This is a genomic window from Paenibacillus sp. J22R3, assembly GCF_056269305.1.
This window is the reverse complement of the sequence record NZ_JBWDNS010000004.1, coordinates 460,522-483,462: the sequence shown is the minus strand read 5'-3', so window position 1 is coordinate 483,462 and position 22,941 is coordinate 460,522. Positions and strand designations below refer to the sequence as shown.

Genomic DNA, 22,941 nt, shown 5'->3' with positions numbered 1-22,941 from the left:
TCGTTTGTCGCACTCTTACCATCCATCGAGGGGGGAACCGAGTTAGTTTGTTTGCTGAGCGTGCGACTTTGGAACTTGCAGCATACATAGAAGCGAAACCTCAGCAATACCAGCCACAATAGAAAAAAGGGCAGCCTCGAAAGTCGCTTTTGCAACTTTCCGAGACTACCCTTGTTGTTTGTGGCCACTATGAAGCCGAATAAGACTTGGACTTCTGGTCCTTGTGGTCCTTCTTCATGCCGTGCTCCTTGCAGGCAGCGTGAAGTTCCTCGCGAAGCTGCTCGGCTGTTTTCCCTTCCGTCTTGATACCCAGACGTGTCGCTTTCTCCTGCAGACGTGCCAATCGCTCCGCTTTCTTCTCTGCCTTGAATTTCTCCCACTTCGTAGGACTCTTCTTAATGGCAGCTTTCAGCTCTTCTTGCAATTGCTCTGCGGTTTTCCCTTCGGTTGAGATCCCGAAGTAAACAGCCGCTTTCTGCAGATGCTCCAGCTTACGGGCCTCGCGGTGTTCACGGCCTTTGCCGTGATCGTCATGTCTCCAGTGCTCTTGCTTCTGTTCATGCTGCGCCTGCAGCTGGTCAGAGGATGGTATCGCCATTTCAGTACTATTCGCGTATACCGTGCCTGCTGTTAGAATGAGCGCGGCAGCTGTGCCGAGGATGGCCAGCCGCGTACGCAAACGATTCGTTGTCATGTACATCAGCTCCCTTTCGCGGGCTGTGAAACTGCCCATTCTGCGATAGTATCCCCGACATACCCTAAATTATTCCAACTATTCTAATCTTGATTAGCCTCTGTAAGCTCTGCCAATTCCCGCTCCAAGACATCCTTGGCAAAATGCTCCCCGATGAACACCGCAACGTCATTCACAGTACCCTGCGGCGTGATCCGAATAAACTCCACCTCGCGATAGGCGTATTGGAAGAGGAACCGACTGTTCGTATCGCTGAATGTGACGATGCCTTTGGCCCGATATACTTCCTTCGGCAGCCTGTTAATGAGGGCTTCAAAGGCATGACTGTCAACGGGACCGGACAAATAATGCGTCAGCGTCATGACATGCGCGTGCGAATGATAAGGCTCGTCAGCGTGTTTATAATCGTGATTGTGGTCATGATCGTCAGCTTGGTCATGATCATGCTGGCAGTTCGCGCCGCACACATGATTGCTGTTCTGCGCCGGTTGTGCTGCGCTGAATTCCGGTTTCGCTTTGGCTGCCGCTGCTTGATCGAACATCCCCAGGTCGACGATGCAGCGAACCGTCACCGTCAGCGGAGCATACGCATTCAGCTCGCGCACCAGCTGCTGGACCTCTACGAGCTCCTCCGGTGCGAGCTTGTCGGCTTTGTTGACGATCAGATCCGTCGCGCAGCGAATTTGATCCTGCATGAGCTTGAAGGTTTTGCCGCCCCGGCGGCTGCGAACGAGCAGCTCAGGACCGTCGACGACAGTTGCGATCGTGCGCAGATCGAGGCGCATGAATAGCGCCGCCTCTGTAATGGCGTCGATGATTTCCATCGGATTGGCAGCACCTGTGGATTCGATCAGCACAACATCAGGCTGATGCTCCTCGATCAGCTCTTTCAGCTCGATGCTCAGATCGCCGCGAATGGTGCAGCAGATACAGCCGCTTAGCATTTCGGCCATGGGTACATCCTGATCGACGAATTGACCATCTAAGTTGACGTCGCCGAGCTCATTCATAATGATCGCGACCTTCACATCTTGCGCTTTATAGTAATCTACTACATGGTTTAGAAGGGTTGTTTTGCCGCTGCCCAGAAAGCCTGACAGCAGATGGATTGGGATGGCATTCATAGTTCGTGTTCGTCCTCTCGTTAAGTGTTCAGGGAACCAATCGCTTGCGTGCTGATTGGTCTCCGAACGAAGTTGGCTAAATTATACCGTTATTTCGATGAATTTAACAGCTTGCTCTGGTAGGTTTGCTCTCTGTCGCCCTTACTGCTGCGCACGCCCGAGATTCTGCCCGAAGAGGTTTTATTTTGGCCGAATGCCGCATATCCTTCTTTGAATGTGGACCTTGGAGGGAGTGTGAGCGCTCGAACATGGAACAATCAGCAATCCCGGTAATCGTATTAAGCGGCTTTCTGGGCAGCGGCAAAACAACACTGCTTCTGAGGCTGCTGCAGCATGCCAAGGCTACCGGTTTACGCGCATCTGTATTGATGAATGAAATCGGAGCCGTTGACGTCGATGGAACGATGGTGAGCAGTGCATCTGCCACTCAGATGCTGGAGCGGATTACGGAAGGCTGCCTGTGCTGCAGCAAGAAGAGCGAGCTAGCCTCTTGCTTGGAGCGGCTTGCGCTGATGCAGCCGGATGTGATCGTGATGGAGCTAACCGGTGTGGCGAACCCGGAGGAAATTGCAGAGGCGATTACGGAGCCGACTATTATCGGCAAGGTGCAGCTGCACCGAATCGTAACGGTGCTGGATGCCGAGCATGCGCTCGACTATAACAGCATCTTCTCCTCTGACCGCGAGCTGATTCGTACGCTGCGCAAGCAGATTGAGGCGGCGGACTTTATCATCGCCAATAAATTCGACCTCATATCCAATCGAACCGCGGATAAAGTGAAGCAGCTCATTCACGATCGCAACCAGGCTGCCGAAGTCATCACGGCAACACGCTGCGAGATCGATTCCGCGCTTGTATTCGCGGGAATCTCCCCTTCACCCGCGCGGAGGCAGCCTGTCATCTCCGGCACGCGGACGGCTTTCGCAACCGGCGGACGCGTGCTGCCGGAGAAGCTGCCGGCCAGCGGAGGAGGCGGCGGTTTCGGCAAGTCGCCGGCGACCGGCGGCAAGCAAACCGCGTCCGCGCAGCCAGGCGTCACCGCAACCCAAGCGCCGAGCTCGTATTCGCGCATTCGAACGGCAGCGATTTATCCCGGCGCAGATGCAGCCGGACTTTCGCGGCGTCAGTTCGAAGCCTTTATCAGCGGGCGCGGCAACAATTGCCTGCGTGCCAAGGGTTATTTGCCTTACGGCAAGGATGGCAGCCTCATGCTGTTCCAGCTGGCAGGCAAAAGGCTGGAATGGTCGCCGAGCAGCTACGAAGGTGAGCCGTATTTTGTCATGATCGGCATCGAGCTCGATGAGAGCAAGATCAAACAGAAATGGGCACGGTTCACTGCTCGCAAATAAAGAAGGGATATCTCACCTGCCGTCATTACGAACGGCCTGGATGAGATATCCCTTCTTTTCATACAAAGGCTAGCAATCCACCCCTGTCATCTCGCTCGTAAACATACGCTTATACTCTCTCGGGCTGATCTTCTCGGCGGTATCCGGCGCATAATGAAACTGCAGCGCACGGCGGCGCTTCTGCGAGAAATTGTATGCGGTGCCGTGCATGAGCAGCCCATGGAAGAACAGCGCACTGCCCGGTGCAAGCGGCACGGCGACATTGCGCTCGACAGGCACAACTGTATCGCATAGCTGCCAATCCCGCTCCGCATAATGCGGAATGCCGCCGTTCATATGCGAACGGGGGATAATTTGCATGCAGCCGTTATCGAGTCCTGCTTCGTCAAGCGCAATCCAAACGCCGATCACAGACCGATCATAAGCCAGGTTGCCGTAGGCCATATCTTGATGCCACGGCTTCTCGCCCCCGCCCTTCGGCGGCTTGAGCAGTGCAATATCCTGTACCAGCTTCGGCTTCGCGCCGAGCAGTTTCTCCACGACAGCCAATATATCCGGATGATAGGCGATTGCTCGCAACCGATCATCGACCTCCACAAACTCATACAATTTGCGGACGGCGAGCTCACGCTCTTCATCGCTGTGAAGCTCGCTCCTCGGCTTCACAAACTGCACCTTCACGGCTGTCTGATCATCGGCAATATGCGCCATAATCGCTTCAGTTGCACGCCCGATATCAGCGCCTGACAACACATCCAATACCGCAGCGTACCCCTGCTGCCGATAGAACTCAACCAGCTCCTCCCCAACATCGGTAACGCGGTGAACAGTCTGATGAATTTCGCCGTGCGGATACAACTGCCTGTTGATCTCATCGGGTGATGTCAGTTTGCCCTCCATGGTATCCCTCCTGAATGGTCTTCTACCTTGTCACTTTACTGAAAGCTAGAACCGGAAATACCCTCTTGCATTCTCGTAGCACACCGCCTGCACAAGTCCGCCGAGCAGTTCCGCATCCGCAGGAACTTCCCCGTTCTCCGCCCACTCGCCAATCAAATTGCAGAATATCCGACGGAAATACTCGTGCCTAGTATACGAGAGGAAGCTGCGAGAGTCTGTCAGCATGCCGACAAACCGGCTGAGCAAGCCCATATTCGCAAGCGATTTCAGCTGCTCCAGCATGCCGTCCTTCGTATCGTTAAACCACCAAGCGGCGCCAAGCTGGATTTTTCCCGGAATACCGCCGCCTTGGAAGCTGCCGATCAGCGATGCCAACACGTTGTTGTCTGCAGGATTCAAAGAATACACGATCGTACGCGGCAGTTTATCGTGCTCATCCAGCTTGCTCAGCAACCGGACAAGCGGTACAGCTACCGGACTGTCGTTCATCGAATCAAACCCCGTATCCACGCCAAGCTCGCGAAGGGTTCGCGCATTATTGTTACGATGTGCATTCATATGCAGCTGCATCGACCAACCAAGCTCCGCATAGAGCTCGCCTAAGTAAACCAGCGTATAGGATTTGTACTTCTGCTCCTCCTCGAGCGAAACACCTCCGCCTTGAAGTGCCCGCGCAAAAATCCCCGCCGCCTCCTCGCGCGTCGTCTCCGCCCAAGGCACATAATCGAGCGCATGATCGGACACTCGTCCGCCGACGGAATGGAAGAACTGTACCCGCTCCTTCAGCGCAAGCAGGAGCTCGTCATAGCTCTCAATGCTGCTCCGCCCCGAAGCCTCGGCCAGCTTCGTAATATAACCGACGAACGGAGCACGGTTAATTTCCAGCACCTTATCCGGACGGAACGATGGCAGTACGCGGAAGCCCAGATCAGGCTCCTGTGCCAACAGCGCATGATGCTCCAGCGAATCGATCGGATCATCCGTCGTACAAACCACTTCCACGCCTGCGTCACGGATGAAATCCCGTACGGCATACCCGCCGCCGCGCAGCTTGGCATTCGCCTTCTCCCAAATGATCGGCGCGTTCTTCTCATTGATCAGCTCTTCGATGCCAAACAATCGGCGCAGCTCCAGATGCGACCAATGATAGAGCGGATTGCCAAGCGTCATCGGCACAGTCCGCGCCCAAGCGAGGAAACGGTCATAATCGCTGACCCCTTCGCCGCCGGTAATGTATTTCTCTTCAATGCCGTTTGCGCGCATCGCCCGCCACTTATAATGATCGCCATACAGCCAAACTTCCGTCAGGTTGGTATAGCTTTTATTCTCATAGATGTCCTGCTGACTCAGGTGACAGTGATAATCCAGGATCGGCATTGCTTTCGCGTATTCATGATAAAGCCGCTTTGCTGTCTCGTTATGTAGTAAAAAATCATCATCCATAAAATTACGCATAGTGGGATGTACCACCTTCCTCTAAAGTCCGTATCTCTACTCAGCATAACGCAATATTTGCCGAATATCGTGACATATTTTGCTCAAAGTGATGGTTTATTCACCTATCTTGCGCTAAAGTAAAGATATCCTGTTTAGATGATCCGCTAGGATGCAAGGAGGACATCAATTGAAGCTCACCGTCGACGAACCGCTCTCCTATGGAGATGAGGAAGGCGATTTCTATATTCAGCATGTGCATCGAACGAAGCCGTTTGGACGAAACAACCACTTTCACCCTACCTATGAAATCTATTATTTGGTGTCGGGGCAGCGCGTGCATTTCATCGAGGACCGCTCCTATTCGATTACGTCCGGCGACTTCGTGCTGGTGAATAAACAGGTCGTCCACAACTCCTCTGAGCTTGGACCTCCGGAGCATGAACGGATCGTCATCAATTTCAGCGATGCCTTCCTCGGAACGGAGCATCCCCTCTATGACCCGCTGCTGCTGCAACCATTCGGGCATAACGCGCTGCTGCTGCACCTTACGCCGCACGAGCAATTATTCGTCCGCCAGCTGCTAGGCAAAATGATCACCGAAGCCTCCGAGCAGCGGCCCGGCTTCGAATCCTATCTGCGACTGCTGCTAACCGAACTGCTTCTGTTCGCGGCAAGGCATCCCGCACCGACGGACTCAGAATTCACGAAACCCGAGCAGCCGACTGCTCTCCATCAGAAAATATCCGAGGTCGCCCTGCACATCAACGAGCACTATGACACCAAGCTCGCACTAGCTGATCTCGCGAAACAATTCTTCATGAGCCCCTACTATCTCAGCCGAAGCTTCAAGACGGTCACCGGCTTCACCCTGATCGAATACGTTCATCTGACGCGAATTCGCGAGGCGCAGCGCCTGCTCAAGGAGACGGATCTTAAAGTCATCGTCGTAGCGGAGCGGACCGGGTTCGAGAACACGGGACATTTTGACCGCATCTTCAAGAAAATGACCGGATTGACGCCGCTAGCCTACCGCAAAATGAATCCGTTATAAGCAAAAAAGCGATGGGAGGACATCCTCCATCGCTCTAGGTCGAGCAACCTACCTGCCTGGTTACAGCCATCTCCTAACCTGTAACGGTTGTGACAGTGGTTATATGGCCCAAAAAGCCCGTTTTTATTTTCTAACGGTTGCCAGCGGGCTTATTAGGGCATTTTCCCGGTAGAATCCACCCTTACGCAGCGAATAACGATGCTCACAACCGTTAGCCGTTTAAAAGATGTTCCTCGTATGAAATAGCCACACTGACAACCGTTAGAGATTCAATAGGCCCTAACGTCGCTCCACCGAACATGGGAGCGGATGTAACCAGATACGAATCTATCATTTCATCCGATACTCTCCCGCACTCATCCCGGCATAACTCTTAAACCGCTTATAGAACCAATCCAGCTCGCCATATCCGACAGCCTCAGCAATCTCGTAAACCTTCTTATCCGACTGTCGGAGCAGCTCCTTCGCCTTCTCCATGCGCACCTTAAGCAAATAATCGTTGAACGACTCGTCGGTTCCGGCCTTGAACATCTTGCCCAAGTAATTGGGGTTCAAGAAGACCTGCTGAGCGATACTCCGTAAGCTAATGTTGGTGTGATACTGCTCCTGAACAAGCTTCCTCACCGTTGTAACCAGCGTGCTCGGCTGCAGCTGTTTCATCCCGCATACCCGCGCTCGCACATCCATAGCCTTTCGACTTGCGAGAAGCTGCAGCTCCTCCATTGTCTTGCATTTCATGACCCGTTCGTAGTCGCCAAGCTCATATTCGAAGAGGCCGTCGGCACTGGCGCCGAGCTCTCTGACCAACTGCTGCAATTGGACGAGCAGCTCCAGCACGCTCTTACGAACGACACTTCCCGGCGCTTGCTCTGCCTTGAAACCTTCCCATAACCGTTCAATGGCTTCCTCCACCTGCTGTTCATCTTGCAAATTGGAAATCGCCTCAAGCACGCCAGACTGCAGCTTGCCTGTACTTTGGAAGCCGCCGCCAACGCCGCTGCCCGTATGCGCCATCGCATGCCGGCCAAACAGAATCGAACCGCTGCCCACCAGAAACTTCCCGTCGAGCGCTTCCTCTGCTGCGGCGAAGGCTGGCGCGAGCTCTCTCCCGTTCGAGGCCACGCTCCCGACGCCGATACTGATCGTTTCTTTGGCATTCACGGCAACAGCGTCTCGCAGCTTCCCGGTGAATGCAAGCAATCCATCACCTTCATATTCGTCCTCCAGCTCGATCATAACGATGCCGTACCGTTCCTCGGTCATCTCGAACACTAGCCCCCCACCACCGCACAGTTCCTCCAGGATATTACGCACCGCATATCGCTTCAACTCCGCATCATGCTCGGTCAGAGCCGGGCTTGGCGAAGAGAGGGAATCCATCTCCACCAGCAGGGTGCGAAGCGGTCCTTCTCCCATCCCGCTGCCGATCATTCGAATGGCTTCCTCGTATTCGCTTCGGCTGAGCGGACCATGCGCAAGCTTCCGAAGCACTTGATCGCGAAGGGCAGTCAAACCCAGATGATGCTGTCGCTGTAACGACCGCTTCTCCGAGATGCTCTGACCCATCCGCTCCAAAATCGCAATTAACTCTTCTTCCTCCACAGGCTTCAACAGGTAGTCGTGAACCCCCATCTTGAGTGCTTGCCGTGCATATTCAAAGTCCTCGTACCCGCTGAGAATAATGACCGGGACATCCGTGAATTCCCGCAGCTTGGCGATCAGCTCCAGCCCGTTCATCGTCGGCATGCGAATGTCCGTAAGGACAAGCGAGTAGTGGTTGCGCTGCATAAGCTCAAGCGCCCGTCTGCCGTCCTCCGCCTCCGCTCGGATTTGGAATCCGTAATCCTCCCAATCGATTACATATTTAAGCGATTCTCTTGCGAGCGGCTCGTCTTCCACGATCAGTACGCTATACATCTGTTCCGCCTCCATTATCCGCCTGCTGCATGGGAATGAATATCGTCACTTTCGTTCCTACGTCTTGCTCGCTCTGCACGGTTAGTCCATAGCTGTCCCCATACCTGACCTTCAATCGCCGATTCACGTTACGAAGGCCGATGTGGGAGGTGACTTCCAGTGAATCCTGCTGCAAGCCGGCTTGTATCTCGGTTAGACGCTCCGGTGTCATGCCGAGACCATCGTCTTCCACAGTGATCTGAAGCGTGCCTTCAACCAGTTCCCCTCTAATCTGAATGCAAGATTGCATCGGACTCAGCTCCACCCCATGCGTAATCGCGTTCTCGACAAGCGGCTGAATGCACAGCTTCGGCAAATTCACATCCAGTGCTTCCGGTGGAATCGCGATGGCAAAGGTGAACTTATCGCCGAACCGATGCTGCTGGATTTGCAGATAGATCGAGATAAACTCCATTTCTTCACTCAGCGTAATCGTAGGGCCGCCATTACGCAGCATCATTCGGAACGACTTCGCCAGAAGCCCTACGACTTTGGCCGTATCCCGCTCGCCGGCGATCAGCAGCTTGCCTCGGATCATATTCAGGACATTGAACAGAAAATGCGGATTGATCTGCGTCTGCAGCGCGTACAGCTCCACTTCCTTCGTCCGCAGTGCCTGCTCCTTCTGATCGATTTCCGACTGATACACCTCTTGAATGAGCTGCCCGACCCGCTGCACCATCAGATTGAACATTTGCCCCAGCTGCGCAACCTCATCCTTGCCCCTAACTTCGACGAAACTCTGAAAGTTATCCTTATGCACCCGCTTCATCCGAAACGACAGCTCCGTCAACCGGCGCGTCAGCCCTACCGATATCGTGGAAATGAAGAGAGCAGAAACAACAATCGCGATCAGAAACAAGAGAATCGAGAGCGAGCGAAGCTGTTCGATCTTTGGCATCAGCTCATTGGTCGGAATAAAAGTCAGCACCTTCATCCCTCTCACCGAGTTGTGAGATTCAAGCGTCTGGAACATGATCTGATAGCTGTTATGCTCATCCTCGTAGCTGAAACTTCCCTCTGTTTCTTTCATGATTTTCGAATAAAAAGGCAGCTCCTTTATCTGCGTAATCCCGCCGGTCTGCGCACTATCAATCAGCACCGTACCGTCTGCGAGCGTAAAAATAAAACGCTTACTTTTGCTCTCTACATTAATAAGCTCCGATAACACACGAAGCTGGATTTCGATCGAGACCACATTCGGGGAATCCGGCTCGAAATTGTTCATTCGTTTACGGAAGCTGAACACCGGTTTATGTTCAAGAAGCGGCGTATAGGGTCCGGTCCAGTAACCGCCAATTCGGTTATTAAACACCTTGCGATACCAATCGCTTTGGCGCGTCTCCTCATCGATCAGAAACACATTCGCGAATAGAAAGGTGGGGTTATCGGTATATAAGTTGAGATGAGAGATCGCCTTGGTCGCTTGGACGGCAGATATAAACGGCTGGTAATAGTCAAAATACGTATCATACGCTTCCTGCTGATCCTTATATTTCTTCTGGAGTTTCTCATTCAGGGAAGAGTTCAAGAATAACGTGTTCGCATTCTCCTCATAGGAGCTCAGCTTATTATCGAAATTCGCGCTTACTTGAGACAGCGAGAGTTCGGCATTCTCGATGATATGCTCGTAGACCAGATCGCTGCTGCGTTTCATGAGCACATACGTAAGGGAGCCCAGCAGAAGCAAAACAACGAGTAAATTGGCTACGATCAGCTTTGTCCGTATTTTCATGTCGCGGCTACCTCGCACCTTTCGTGGCTGTTCGTTTCTCACTCATTCGCTTTACCCAAGCTGATTTCCTCCCGCTGCTGCACGAAACATACTCCTTGCCCGCAAGTGCTGCGAACAAGGAGTAGCTTAACAATAAACGATTACTGGCCTAATATGCTGTTGTACTTGGCATTAAAATCCGCCCATAGCTGCGTATAAGCCGCTTCTACTTTCTCCAGACCATTCTTGTTGATGCCATCCTGCATATCCTTCCAATTGGAATCGAACGCAGCGTCATCCTTCGACATGATGATCTTCGGCAAGTATTTGCGCCATGTATCATCGATCTTCTGTTCTTCCACCTTCGTTGACTCTGGTGGCGTGAGCTGCCAGATATAACCCGGTACATACTCGACCGGCGGCAAGAAATCAGCCCATACCTGCTTGCCGTACTTCGCCAGCACTTCCTTCGTCATGTCATCGTAGTTGGCGATAACCATATCCTTCGTAAGCGGTGTGGAGTAGTCGCCATCAGCCAGCTTCGCGCCATTGCCCACTCCAAACCACGAGAAGTTGCCTGTTCCGATGCCGTGGAAGCCTTCCTTGTAATCCGTATCCGGATCGGCAAGACGCTGTGCGATAAGCTCCGGCTTCAGTACGCGGTGGCCGTCTTTCACATCAAAGTGAGTGCCTTCAATTCCCCACTGAGTGAGGATTTGACCTTCATCGGAGAAAAGGAAATCAATCATCTGAATCATGCGCTCCGGGTTCTTCGCGTTCTTGCTGATCGTCCATTGGTAGCTGCCCGCTTGCGTAGGTGTCAACGTGTTGGAGTGATCTTCCGTCCCTTCCGAGAAATAAATCGGAATATGAGCATAGGCGCGTTCCGGATGACCCGAATTACGCAGGGAGGCTTCAGCGTCTCCTAAGAACCAGCCCGGTGAATAAGCAGCAAGGACGCGGCCTTGTGCGGCTTTCGTTGCAATGTTGTCGAGCGAGAAGGCTTCTTTGTCAAATAGCCCATTATTATACAGCTTGTTTAGGAACTTCATGTAAGCCTTGGATTCATCGGAAACCGGGTTGTACGTTACATTGCCGCTTGCATCAATGCGGGAACGGTCATGGTCAGGCAGTCCAAGCGCATTGATGACCGGGTTGTTGAACTCAATCTTCATCGTCCAGCTGGCCATGGAAGCGGCGAAGCCAATGGTATCCTTCCCGTCGATTTGCGGGTGTTTATCGGCATACGCTTTGATGACGTCGTAGAGCTGATCGAAGGTTTTGATTTCCGGGTAGCCGGCTTCCTTCAGCACATCGTATTGCACGATAAAGTTGGCCGTCGAGTTGGCTGCCGCTTCTTCGCTCTTGTTGACGCCGGACAAGGAGTAGATATTGCCGTCTTTGTCTTTGAGCAGGTTGAAGTATTTGCCATACTTGTCTTTAATGTTCGGACCGTATTTCTCGATCAGATCGTTAAGCGGGATAATGGCACCGGCATCTTTAAACTTCTGTGTATAGTTGGCATCGAGCACGACGACATCCGGATAGTCTCCGGCCGCCAGCCATAGATCCCATTTCTGAAATTGATCGCCAACGGAGAGGTCATACTTGAGCGACACGCCTGTTTTGTCTGTAATCGCTTTCGTAATTGGCGTATCCCATTTCAGCTTGTCATCTGCCGTGTTGATCGTAAACTCGATCGGACTTAAGTCCGCTGCCGGCTCTGCCTCTGCTGTCGTATTGTTGCCTGTATTGGCTTCGTTTGTTGCTGTATTCGTGCTCTTCGCCGGTTCGTTTGTGTTTGCTGCCCCATCGTTATTGTTATTATTGGAGGAACCGCAGCCTGTAATAAGCACTGCCAGTACGGTAATGATGAGTCCGAATGTCAAACTTCGCTTTAGCCTTCTACCCTTCATCGTTAGACTCCCTTTCAATCCTCGTTTTTGTATATATCAACGGATCGATCGCTCCGTTTGATATTGTGCGAAGCCTTCGTTATTCCTTAATTGCAGCCAATGTAACGCCTTTGACAAAATACCTTTGCAGGAATGGATAGACCAGCAGAATCGGCATCGTAACTACGATGGTCAGGGCAGCCCGAATCGTATCGGGGTTCGACTGAATCGCTTTACCGTCCACATGTTCATTCGCATTCGCAACTTGGCTGACGCTTTGCAGCAGAATCTTCTGTAATTCAAACTGCAGCAGGCTCAAATCCGGATTGCGGCTGGCATAGAGATTGTTATCGAACCAGGAATTCCAATGACCAACCGCGATGAATAACGTGATGGTCGAAATTACCGGCAAGCTGATGGGTACCACAATTCGAAACAGCGTCTGAAAGTCGGTCGCTCCATCGATTTGCGCTGATTCTACCAGTCCTTCCGGAAGCTGATCGAAGTAGCTGCGAATGAGGATGACATTGAACACCCCGATTAAGCCGGGAATGATATAGACGGCAAAATGATTCATTAACCCCAGGTTCTTGATCAGCAGATACGTCGGAATGAGGCCGCCGTTCACGTAGAGCGTAATGACCAAGATGACGTTAAACGCTTTGCGGAAGATGAATTGTTTGCGGCTTAGCGTATAGGCAATCATGACAGTGCCCGTAACGCCGAGCACGGTGCCAAGCAAGGTACGAATAACGGAACGAACAGCCGACCATGCAAGCGCGTCATCGCTCAATATCGCTCTGTAATTCATTAGTGTCCATTCTCTGGGCAGGAGCGTTATTCCTCCCTTCAAGGAATCGAGCGGATCGTTAAGCGACACCGCAATGAGGTTCAAGAAGGGAAACAAGGTTGCCATGCCGATGAGAAGCAGCAGCGTAAGGTTAAAAGTGTTGAACGCGATTGCGCCCCACGCCCGATTGCGGTCCATTCTTGACCACCCTCCTTTTCTTGTCGGGATTGTGATTGTGTACGTGTAAACGCGCTGCTAGATTAATCGGCTTTGATTCGTTTTCTTGGCCAAGTAGTTAACGCCCAGCACCATTACTACGCTGACAACCGATTTAAACATGCTGATTGCAACCCCGAACGAGAAGTCTCCCAGTTGTGTCGAGTAGCGCAGCGCATAGAGATCGAGCACCTCGGAATAATCGACGACGATTGGATTGCCCAGTAAATACTGCGACTCGAAGCCGCCCTGTATGATCCAGCCGACATTTAAGATGAGCAGCAGAATCGCGGTCGGCATGATGCCCGGAATGGAGATGTACCACATTTTCTGAAAACGGCTTGCGCCATCGACTTCCGCCGCTTCATATTGCTCGGGATTCAGCCCAACTAATACCGCCAAGAAGATAATGGTGCTCCAGCCCAGCTCCTTCCACAAGCTGACCGTCGTATGGATGAACCAGAACCATTTTTCCTCGCCCATGAAGTAGAGCGGTTCCTGGATGATGCCAAGCTTCATCAGAATGCGGTTCAGCATCCCATCGTCCGGAGAAAGCATCGTGAGCGTAATGTTCGCAATGACGACCCAAGAGACAAAATGAGGAATGTAGGTAATCGTTTGGATCACCCGCTTGAACCAGACGAACCTGACCTCGTTCAGCAGCAGGGCCAGCGCAATGGCGCATACGAAACCGGTGATCAGCTGCAGCAGCCCCATGGCAAGCGTGTTGCGCAGCACATGGTAGAACTGTTCATCTTGGAAGAGCGCGACGAAATTATCGAAGCCGACGAAGGGACTGTGTTTAATCCCTTTGCCAAGCGTGTACCGCTGAAACGCCATTACCCATCCCCAAAGCGGGACGTAGGAGAACAGGACAATCAGGAGGACGAACGGAACAGACATGTAGATCAGCTGTCTTTGCATAATGACTTTTCTACCGAAGCTGCGTTTGTTTGGTACTGTGTCTTGCCTGGTTGGAGCGATTGATTTCACACTGCCGTACTCCTTTCAACCCTATTTCTCATCCTTGTTTTATTATGCAAGGGGCGGGTAACATCAACAACCTGATAAACTGCAACTTATCACCCTAGTAGCGGGTGATCCTTGCGGAAGAGAAACACGCCATTGCCCGGTAATTCGATCGTGCCCACCGCTATGGTTTGCTCCGTTGTAAGTTCGTACAGCGGCTCTGCGAGCGTGATGGATTGATGGTCTGTACCGTGATTGATAGCGAAAATATACTCGGTGCCGCTGTCGCTTACCCTTCGCATGAGCTCGATGCTGCCTTGAACCTGTATGCCCTCTATTGGCGTTACTCCGGCATCGGTGCATATGCGATCCATAAGTGCATACATTAGGGCAGGCTGCGGCTCCATGCCTAAGTAATAGGCGGTGCCTTGACCATACCGATTGCGTGTTGCTGCAGGCGATCCGGTGTAGTAATCTTCGCCGAACCAAGCGATCGGCTCCGCCATCTCGGGCTGGATGACGTCATACCAGGTCTTGGCGTTGTAGCTGTTTGTGTCTTGGGATAGCTGGACGCTGCGCGTTTGACCTTCTCGCAGGATGCCGTAGTCGGTAATCGAGATGCCAAGGAGCTCCCGATAGATGCCGGGCAGCGTTTGATCCGACATCCGGTTGTCCCACAGCCGTGAGCCGGAACGGAAATCCAGCAGAACCGTGCCGCCTTGCGCCGCATAATCATAGATTCGCTGCTTGGCTTCCGGCTTGGACAGCATATAATGCGGCAGGACGACAAGTCGATAACGGCTGAAATCCGCCTCGTCGGACAGGAGATCAACCGGAATATGACGGTCATAGAAATAACGATAATAGCTTTTGAGATGGCGGATATATCGGTGGCCCATCACCTGAGGTTGAATATCCATAACCCATTCATTGTCGTAGGAACGAATGATGGCGACTTCTGCTCCTGCGCTGCTGCCTTCGATGAGCGGCATGACTCGTTTCAGCTCCTCACCAACATGTTTGATTTCGTCATACCGCCTTCCCGGAATGCCGTCATGGGGCAAGATGCCATGCCAGAACTGCTCCGCGCCGAACAAGCAGGTCCGCCAGCGGAAATACACGATCGCATCGGCGCCGTGGGCAACCGAATGATACGTCCATCTGCGTAGCTCCCCCGGGCGCGGCGTTGGGAACATGATGTTGCCACCCGGTGCACCGCTCTGATGCTCCAACACCCAGAAGGGAGCTTGCTTCACACCGCGGGCCATATCGAGCTGAATGGCGCTTTCGCGAGGGTCCGGTTGATCCGTAAAACAGAGATTGGGATAGATGTCCCACGAAGCGAAATCCAGATCCTTAGACAGCTCGAAGCTGTTGATCTCATTCATCTCCGACCACATGTTATGGGTGACGGGCTGACTCGGGGCAAGCTGCTTCAGCAGGTCAATTTGTCGTTTCTGATACGCGATGACGGAATCGGAAGCAAACCGGCGATAATCGAGCTCTAGCCCCGGGTTATGCAGATGGAAGACCGTATAAGCCGGAAGCACGATTTGCTCCCACTCGTTGTAGGTTTGACTCCAGAATACCGTTCCCCAGCTTTCGTTTAGCTGATCGATGCTTGTATATTTCTGGCCCAGCCAAGCTTGAAAGGCTGCTTTGCAGTAGTCACAATAGCAATACACCGTATCGTTGCAGCCGAATTCATTATCCGTCTGCCAAGCGATGACATTCGGATGCTCGCCGTATTGCTGCGCGACTGCGGTTACAATGCGATCCGAGGCTACCATATAGTTGGGATTGTTGTAGCAGTAATGCCTTCGATTGCCGAAACCTCGCGCTATGCCTTTGTTGTCCCGCATATAGATGTCAGGGTGTTTGTCCATGAGCCACTTCGGCGGTGCGGCGGTTGGTGTCCCTAAGATGACCTCGATTCCTTCGGCTGCCAATAGATTAATGATGCGATCCATCCATGAGAAATCGTAGCTGCCTTCGTAGCGCTCCAGCTTCGACCAAGCAAATTCGCCGATGCGCAGCACGTTCAGCCCGGCTTCCTTCATGAGCTTCACATCCAGCTCCCAGCGTTCCTCCGGCCAATGCTCCGGATAATAACAAGCGCCAAATTTCATCTGCTTCCCTCCTCGGTTGACGGTTGTCTACTTCATTATGGGGGAAGCGCGAGCGTGTCAAAACCTGATAGATTCCACCTTTTGACCATAGAAAACAGACCAATCCGAGGTTGGATTGGTCTGTCGTAAATAATATTCATTAACTGCTCGATGGAATTTACGTTTTTTACATACCGGATTTGCTCATTGCTAGATGATGGGTTTTATTTCTTTATTTTTATATTTCTCCCTATTTATTTCTTCTTTCAGATGGAAACATTTTTCTAAGTCAACTTCATAAATATTAGCTAACGCTGAAACATAGTAAAGTATGTCGTATAACTCCTCTTCAACCGTTCCTTTTATGTTTCCTGTTTGATCTAATCTTTTATTTTTCCTTAGTACATCCGCTAATTCCCCGACTTCTTCAACTAGTTTAAGAAAATAATCATTTTTCTTATCTGGTTGATGGTCAAAGCCTCTGATATATTCCTGTAACCCTCTTACAGTTAAATTTTCAGACATCGTTGTACTCCTATTCATTTTTAATTCAGTTGACCTCATTCGATTTTTTAAACTAAATCTTCGTTTGATCTTATCACCTAGAAAAAAGATAAAGCCTGCTGCCTGGGGGACCACTGAAAAAGTTCTGCTGCTGAAAGGCATAGACTTTCCATTTACTTGCCAGAGCCAGGGGTTTATATAGAAGTTTTAATCGGCTTCCTCCTTGAGTTGTACAAACTACACGACAAACCGAAGCCTTTCGAGAAAAAAAGTACTTAACGTGTATAAAATGCATTTGAAATTCGGATAACCAGCTATATTCACTAGAAAAAAACGTATGAATTGTACGAAGTACACGTCATACGTCATTTGAGACTAGAAAGTAGCGAATGTGTTGCACTCCTTACACCAGCTAGAGAGCAATGTCACAAAAAAACCGAATCGCTAAGATCGCCAGAAAATCTAAGTTCTTCAGTGGCCCCCTTCCTGGCAGACCCTTTCGCATTGTATATCTAGTAAATCGACTTCAGCTCATAGCTTTCTAATGAACGAAGAACTGCATTTCCCCCACGACTGAACAGGCAAGCCCCCAAACTATCCGGCTGCGGATAAATTCGGTTCGTCATCGTTTTCTCGCCGTCATTCGCAAACAGCTCCAGCGAAGAACGGTCGAGGAACAGATGGAGCTTCAGCTGTCCGCCGTCCTGCGGCGCAAGCTGAACCTCACTGATTCCGCCATCGCCCAGACCCGCATGATCGCGGTTCACATAGAGCGTGCGGTCCGCGGCGCGATACCCGATTTCGGTATATTCGCTGCCGTCCGCCGAGCAGCGCAGCTTGAGGCCAAACTCGGCCGCATCGCCGTCGAACACTACGATGATTTCCACCGCATCCGATGCGATACCAGGCAGGGCGACTTCCGTATCTGCTTCGATTACCTGCGATTCGATCTCGTATCGCACTCCCCGAAGCTTCTGCAGTTCCTGCACGGGAAGCATACGAATGCTGCCGTCCGGCTGCAAGAACAGCTCACGCGGAATCGTCATCGCGCCCATCCATCCGTCTTGCTGCTCAGGCATCGTAGCTCCCCACATATTCATCCATCCGAACAGAATGCGTCTGCCTTGATCGTCTTCCAGCGTCTGCGGCGCATAGAAGTCGAAACCGTAATCGAGTCGTTCCGCACGCGTAGTCGTGAGCTTACCCTCTTCGTAGTCGAACGTCCCGGACAAGTACATCGTCTTCGTTGCTCCCATGTTCATGGGAGAGACAATCAGCACATGATTCTCTCCTCCGCCAAGCGGGAACAGATCCGGGCATTCCCACATATCCCCCTGCGAGCCATCGCTGTCAGCGGCGATACTCACATAGCGCCACTCACGCAAATCCGAAGAAGCATACAGCCGCACATTGCCTCGGCCTTCTTGACCGCTTCCGATCACCATGTACCATGTATCTTCATGCTTCCAGACCTTCGGATCGCGGAAGCCGAACAAGCCCTCTTCCGGCGGTCCCGGAATAACCGGATTCGCTTCGCTTTTCGTGAACGTGTTGCCGTCGTCTGAGCTGACAGCCAAGCACTGTACCTCTACCGGCAAATTGCCGGAAACATGCCCAGTGTACAACAGTGCAAGCTTATCGCCATCTACGACAGCGCTTCCAGAAAAACAGCCATAGCCGCCGCTTTCGCCTTGATCATAGGGTTCCGAGGGTGCCAGTGCGACCGGAAGATGGGTCCAGTTGACGAGGTCCTCGCTCTTGGCATGCCCCCAGTGCATCGGTCCCCATTTCGGCTCGTGCGGATAGTACTGATAGAAGGCATGGTAGCTGCCCTTGAAGTATACAAGTCCATTCGGATCGTTCATCCAGCCGGTTCTCGGCATCAAATGATAGCGAAGTCGGAAGCGCTCCTCCGAAATCCGCGAGCTTCCTTCCTCCGTTGCTTGATTGGCTCTGGCAATTTGCTCCTCATGCTTCTTGGCTTGATTGGTTTCCATGACAGCCTCCTGCTCGAATTGGACTCCTTGCACGTTTAAAGCAACCACTTTTAAACGGATTATAGCATACTATTAATCTGCCATTTCCTTTTTTTCGCAGGTAAAATGAAGCGGAATGGAGTGCATCTGTGGAGCCATACATTAGAGGCTGATATGGCACTTCCTCACCGCATCATTTACGAAAATGTTGCATTTCCTGCAACAAAACTAGCGTTTTACGGCTGGTTAGTTGGATTTGTTGCGCATTATGCATCATTTGGGCTCGTTATGGCCTTTTAGGGCTCGTATTCTAAGGTAATGCTGCCTTTTGTGCAACATTTGCGCTGTTTTACGATTGAGATGGTAGATATATTGCATATTGTGCAACATTTGGGCTCGAAGTGGTATTGGGGGGGGTGACCAGCATCGTGTAGGCGCGTGTTGGCCATCACAGCTTTGGCGCATACTGCACAGTCCCCCCGGCTAAATCTGCCACAGCTTTGGCGCATGCTGCACAGTCCCCCGGCGAAATCTGCCACAGCTTTGGCGCATGCTGCCATGCAGCTCCGGCGATCCCTCCGCCTCGCCGCAAAAAAAGGGCAGCCCACTTCCGGCTGCCCCTCTCTCACACGCGATGCTGCACCGCGTGCTTCGTTCGATATTCCATCGCCGAGATGCCTTCCATCTCGCGGAAGACGCGATTGAACTGCTTCGAATTCTCGAAGCCGACCTGCTCGCTGATTTCGTAGATTTTGTGCTCCGTTTCCTCCAGCAGCGACTTCGCCTTCTGGATACGTACCCGCTTCAAGTAGACGACGAAACTCTCGCCGGTAAACTCCTTGAACGCCTGGCTGAAATACGAGTAGTTCAGCGAGACATGGTTCGATACCGTCGCCATATTCAGGTCCCGATGATAATTGTCGTGTATGTAGCTGACCGCCTTCTTCATCTCCTTATGCTCGACATGCACAAGGCGCAGCCCTTTCACATAATCGTTCAACCGCAGCAGCAAATCCTCCACGCTGTGAAAATAATCATGAATCGTCTCGAAGTTATACATGCAGCCGACCTTCTTGTAGATCCGCAGAATTTCCACCGATTCCTCGCCGTACTGATTGAATACGCGGTCAAACACAAGCTCATTCAGCTGCTTGCTGATTTCCTCGATCGACGCGATATCGAAGCCGGTCAGCTTCTTCGGATCAAGAAGCTCCGTCAGAATCTGCTTCATTTCCTTATCCCGTTCGGTGCCGAGCATATTCGCCAGACGCCGGATGTCCTCGATCGGCAAGTGGCTCTCCTGATGGCGAGATCTCTTCCGATCATATTGCAGCAGCACCGGCTCGGCAGTTACCGCCTGCAAGAAGCCGTACCTCAGCGCCTCAAGCGCTTCGGCATAGGCTTGTTTGACTCCGCCTGCGCCATTCAACGGCTCGCTTACCCCGATTTGCGCCGAAACATGATGCTCCTTCATGAACGCGAGCAATCCCCCCGGCCCTACGGCCTCCTCGCCAATAACGACTAACCGCTCATCCTTATCTTTAAAATAAAACCGAACTCCGCTAGGCCGAGTCGCCAGCAGCGCCTCCAGCTGACCTGCTTTCCCGGAGGACAATCCGCCTCGAAGCTTCAGCAGTGCGATCACGTAACCGCGCGCCTCACCCGCTCCTGCCCCAACCCCCGACGAATCCCGAGCTTCAACAAGCGCATCCCAGCCTGCTTTGGCACAACGTTCAGCAATTTCGGTCTCCGCCATATCCGGATGCAGGAAGATATAATTCAACTGGCTCGCCAGCAGCTCGTCACGATAGTGATGCACCTCTCCCAGCCGTTCGGACAGTGCCGCTTGCCGCTCCAGCTCTCGCTCCACCCGCTCAAGCGCTGCGAACAGTTCATCCCGAACAATCGGTTTGAGCAGATACTCCCGTACATCGTAGAGCATCGCTTCCTTCGCATAATGGAAATCATCATGTCCGCTGAGGATCATAACGACCGGCTTCTGCTCTAGCAGCGCCAGTTCGCGAATCAGCGCCAGACCATCCATCCCCGGCATCCGAATATCCGTGATAACGATCTCTATTTGACCGCCTTGAATCAGCCCAAGAGCTTCTTCCCCATCTGCCGCGAATAACATCTCATACCGCCTTGGATAACCTCGTTCAATGATCGCCTTCAGCCCGAGCCTGATATTACGTTCATCGTCCACAATCAGCAGTGTACGCATGTCAGGTCACCCCTCCGCTTAATATGAAATAAGGTACGCGCATAATGACGCGCGTATAAGCACCTTCCCTGCTCTCGACGAACAAGCCGTACTCTGTACCATAAAATAATTGGATACGCTGATGCACATTGCGCAACCCGATCCCGCTGCCTTCCGTTTGCTTCTCCTGCTGCGCATAAATATCCCGTTTGTCGGTGAGGCCGCCTACCTCTTCTTGGCTGATTTTCCGGTTCAGCTCCTCTGCCATCTCCGCTGTCATGCCAATCCCGTTATCCTCAATTGAGATGACGATGCTGGAATCGACAACCTCGGCTTTAATCGAGATGACAACATTGCGCGCCTCCGAAGGCTTAAACTTCATGCCGTGCTTGACGGAATTCTCCACGATCGGCTGCAGGGACATCTTGAGCAGCTCCTGATCCAAGTAATCCGGCGGAATGTTGATCTGCAAGCTGACCGTATGATCAAACCGAACGTTCATAATGGCAATATAGTTCGTAATATGTCCAAGCTCATCCTTCAGCCGCACATATTCGCTCGTCCACTTCAAGTTGTAGCGCATCATGCCGCCAAGCGAAGTCAGCGCATCCGAGATGACAGGCTGGTTCTCGATTTCTGCAAGCATCTTAATGTTCTCCAGCGTGTTGTAGAGGAAATGAGCATCGATCTGGTTCTTGAGCGTCCGCAGCTCTGCTTCCTTGGATGCAGCCTGTTTCGTGACGGCCTCGGCGATGAGCGAATTGATTTTCTTTAGCATTTTGCGAAAATGATGCGCAAGCTCTCCGACCTCGCCACCGCCGCGGATCGTGAAATCAAAGTTAAAATCACCCTGGCGCACCCGTTTCATGAAATGAGCGAGCGTATGCAATTTCTTCAATATAAGCGCATTCAGAAAGTAAGTCGAAACAGACAGAATCGCCAGCAAAATCACGTTGACCATAATAAGCTTATTACGCGTTTTATTGATATCAGCGAATACATTCTTCAGCGATACGACGTTAACTACATAAGCGTCCAGCTTCTCGATGTACATGTAGTTGCCTAGGAACGGCGTTTTGTCGTGGTTAAACAGGAAGTGTCCGGTTCCTTGCGTGACATGCTGATTCAGCGCGCTGCGGATGTCCGTCTCTTCAAGACCTGTGTTAGCCAGAAAAGGACTGGCGTCATTGCGGAACATTTTGCCTTCCCCATCAATAACGAACATCTCCGACTGGCTTGTATCCGTACCATGAAACACGCCCTGAAAGAAATTCGTCAGCAGCATATCGACCTGCATAATGCCGACATGGCGACCTGCCGGATATTCGATCTCGCGCAGCAGCGAGAGCTTCGGTCTGTATTCCTTCGCATCGGGGACAAGTGAGCGGATCGGCTCCCGATCCATCCGGTCAAAATACCATAACTCCTGTCCGTCTAAGCTGTTCACCTTCGCATACCAAGGGTCCCCTTGAATACGCCGCTCCAGCATAATGACAGGCCACAGCTCGTTAATTCGCTTATTATTCGAGAACAGCCGGATATGCTCGATATTCGGATTGTTGAACTGAAGGCGCAATATATTCGAGACCACCGTCGTGTCGAACTCAATCAGCTCCGTGGCGTTGGGTTCACTGGTCCGCTCTAGATAATAAAGTACCTCTTTGTCCGAGATCGACAGCTGCGCGGCCCGCTCCATCGTTTCAATATTATTGTTCATATTGACCCGCTCGATCTCCAGCGTGTTCTCGTACTTCTTCACAATGTCTTTCATATAATTGTCGTTCAGCTCTTGAAAAATATACAGCGAAATCAGGAGACTCGGCAGCAGCAAGATGAGGATGTACGAAATAAACAGTCGCTTCTGCAAGGACAGCTGTTCCAGCTTATAAATAATCGTTTCACGGCTGATTATGCGCGGTCTCTTAAGCAAATGAAATCACGTCCATAGAGTGGGATGAATGCCTAGTCACCAGTATAACGCAGAAAACGAGCATGAACAGCCGGGCGAAAGCCCGCAGCCAAGAAGGGCGGCAGACTTCACCACTCTTCTTGGCC

At 52.0% G+C, this 22,941-nt stretch carries 17 protein-coding genes; 2 read left to right on the top strand and 15 right to left on the bottom strand.

All coding sequences use genetic code 11. From position 1 onward, the window contains the following. Positions 1 to 187: 187 nt before the first annotated feature. Together AC0YN4_RS20885 and AC0YN4_RS20880 are read right to left on the bottom strand one after the other, a co-directional pair. Complete coding sequence (locus AC0YN4_RS20885) at positions 188 to 694, bottom strand: hypothetical protein (RefSeq protein ID WP_475836661.1); 507 nt, start codon at positions 692 to 694, stop codon at positions 188 to 190. An 83-nt stretch (positions 695 to 777) separates the two neighbouring features. Continuing rightward, a complete protein-coding gene (locus tag AC0YN4_RS20880; RefSeq protein WP_475836660.1) occupies positions 778 to 1,818 on the bottom strand; it encodes a CobW family GTP-binding protein in 1,041 nt (346 codons plus the stop codon). Positions 1,819 to 2,066: 248 nt separating this feature from the next. Between AC0YN4_RS20880 and AC0YN4_RS20875 the strand changes: the two genes are divergently transcribed. After that, on the top strand, positions 2,067 to 3,167 hold the full coding sequence (locus AC0YN4_RS20875) for a CobW family GTP-binding protein (RefSeq protein ID WP_475836659.1): 1,101 nt from the start codon (positions 2,067 to 2,069) through the stop codon (positions 3,165 to 3,167). A gap of 69 nt (positions 3,168 to 3,236) precedes the next feature. On the opposite strand, the gene AC0YN4_RS20870 is transcribed toward AC0YN4_RS20875, so the two are convergent. Next, positions 3,237 to 4,067, bottom strand: coding sequence for a phytanoyl-CoA dioxygenase family protein (locus tag AC0YN4_RS20870; RefSeq protein WP_475836658.1), 831 nt, complete (start codon positions 4,065 to 4,067; stop codon positions 3,237 to 3,239). A 45-nt stretch (positions 4,068 to 4,112) separates the two neighbouring features. Then, a complete protein-coding gene (uxaC, locus tag AC0YN4_RS20865; RefSeq protein ID WP_475836657.1) occupies positions 4,113 to 5,522 on the bottom strand; it encodes a glucuronate isomerase in 1,410 nt (469 codons plus the stop codon). Positions 5,523 to 5,691: 169 nt separating this feature from the next. Here uxaC and AC0YN4_RS20860 point away from each other — a divergent pair, with 169 nt between their 5' ends. Further along, complete coding sequence (locus tag AC0YN4_RS20860) at positions 5,692 to 6,555, top strand: helix-turn-helix domain-containing protein (RefSeq protein WP_475784106.1); 864 nt, start codon at positions 5,692 to 5,694, stop codon at positions 6,553 to 6,555. 330 nt (positions 6,556 to 6,885) lie between these two features. Here the strand turns inward: AC0YN4_RS20860 and AC0YN4_RS20855 are convergent, their stop codons facing one another. The 11 genes from AC0YN4_RS20855 to AC0YN4_RS20805 all read right to left on the bottom strand — a co-directional run bounded on the left by AC0YN4_RS20855 (position 6,886) and on the right by AC0YN4_RS20805 (position 22,816). Continuing rightward, positions 6,886 to 8,472, bottom strand: a complete 1,587-nt coding sequence (locus AC0YN4_RS20855; protein ID WP_475836656.1) for a response regulator transcription factor — start codon at positions 8,470 to 8,472, stop codon at positions 6,886 to 6,888. Next, positions 8,465 to 10,246 (bottom strand): sensor histidine kinase, encoded by a 1,782-nt coding sequence (locus tag AC0YN4_RS20850; RefSeq protein ID WP_475784104.1) that lies wholly within the window; start codon positions 10,244 to 10,246, stop codon positions 8,465 to 8,467. Before AC0YN4_RS20850 ends, AC0YN4_RS20855 begins: the two co-directional genes overlap by 8 nt. A 140-nt stretch (positions 10,247 to 10,386) precedes the next feature. Further along, on the bottom strand, positions 10,387 to 12,141 hold the full coding sequence (locus AC0YN4_RS20845) for an extracellular solute-binding protein (protein ID WP_475836655.1): 1,755 nt from the start codon (positions 12,139 to 12,141) through the stop codon (positions 10,387 to 10,389). A gap of 79 nt (positions 12,142 to 12,220) precedes the next feature. After that, positions 12,221 to 13,108, bottom strand: coding sequence for a carbohydrate ABC transporter permease (locus AC0YN4_RS20840; RefSeq protein ID WP_475784102.1), 888 nt, complete (start codon positions 13,106 to 13,108; stop codon positions 12,221 to 12,223). Between the two features lie 57 nt (positions 13,109 to 13,165). Next, positions 13,166 to 14,119 (bottom strand): ABC transporter permease, encoded by a 954-nt coding sequence (locus AC0YN4_RS20835; protein ID WP_475784101.1) that lies wholly within the window; start codon positions 14,117 to 14,119, stop codon positions 13,166 to 13,168. Positions 14,120 to 14,208: 89 nt separating this feature from the next. After that, a complete protein-coding gene (locus tag AC0YN4_RS20830) occupies positions 14,209 to 16,224 on the bottom strand; it encodes a beta-galactosidase (RefSeq protein WP_475836654.1) in 2,016 nt (671 codons plus the stop codon). Positions 16,225 to 16,413: 189 nt separating this feature from the next. Beyond that, on the bottom strand, positions 16,414 to 16,728 hold the full coding sequence (locus tag AC0YN4_RS20825) for a MazG nucleotide pyrophosphohydrolase domain-containing protein (RefSeq protein ID WP_475784099.1): 315 nt from the start codon (positions 16,726 to 16,728) through the stop codon (positions 16,414 to 16,416). Between the two features lie 491 nt (positions 16,729 to 17,219). Further along, positions 17,220 to 18,704 (bottom strand): glycoside hydrolase family 32 protein, encoded by a 1,485-nt coding sequence (locus tag AC0YN4_RS20820; protein ID WP_475836653.1) that lies wholly within the window; start codon positions 18,702 to 18,704, stop codon positions 17,220 to 17,222. A 427-nt stretch (positions 18,705 to 19,131) separates the two neighbouring features. After that, positions 19,132 to 19,275, bottom strand: a complete 144-nt coding sequence (locus tag AC0YN4_RS20815) for a hypothetical protein (protein ID WP_475836652.1) — start codon at positions 19,273 to 19,275, stop codon at positions 19,132 to 19,134. A 33-nt stretch (positions 19,276 to 19,308) separates the two neighbouring features. After that, positions 19,309 to 20,907 (bottom strand): response regulator, encoded by a 1,599-nt coding sequence (locus tag AC0YN4_RS20810; protein WP_475836651.1) that lies wholly within the window; start codon positions 20,905 to 20,907, stop codon positions 19,309 to 19,311. A 1-nt stretch (position 20,908) separates the two neighbouring features. Then, entirely contained in the window at positions 20,909 to 22,816 is a 1,908-nt protein-coding gene (locus tag AC0YN4_RS20805) for a cache domain-containing sensor histidine kinase (protein ID WP_475784096.1), read from the bottom strand. Positions 22,817 to 22,941: the final 125 nt, after the last annotated feature.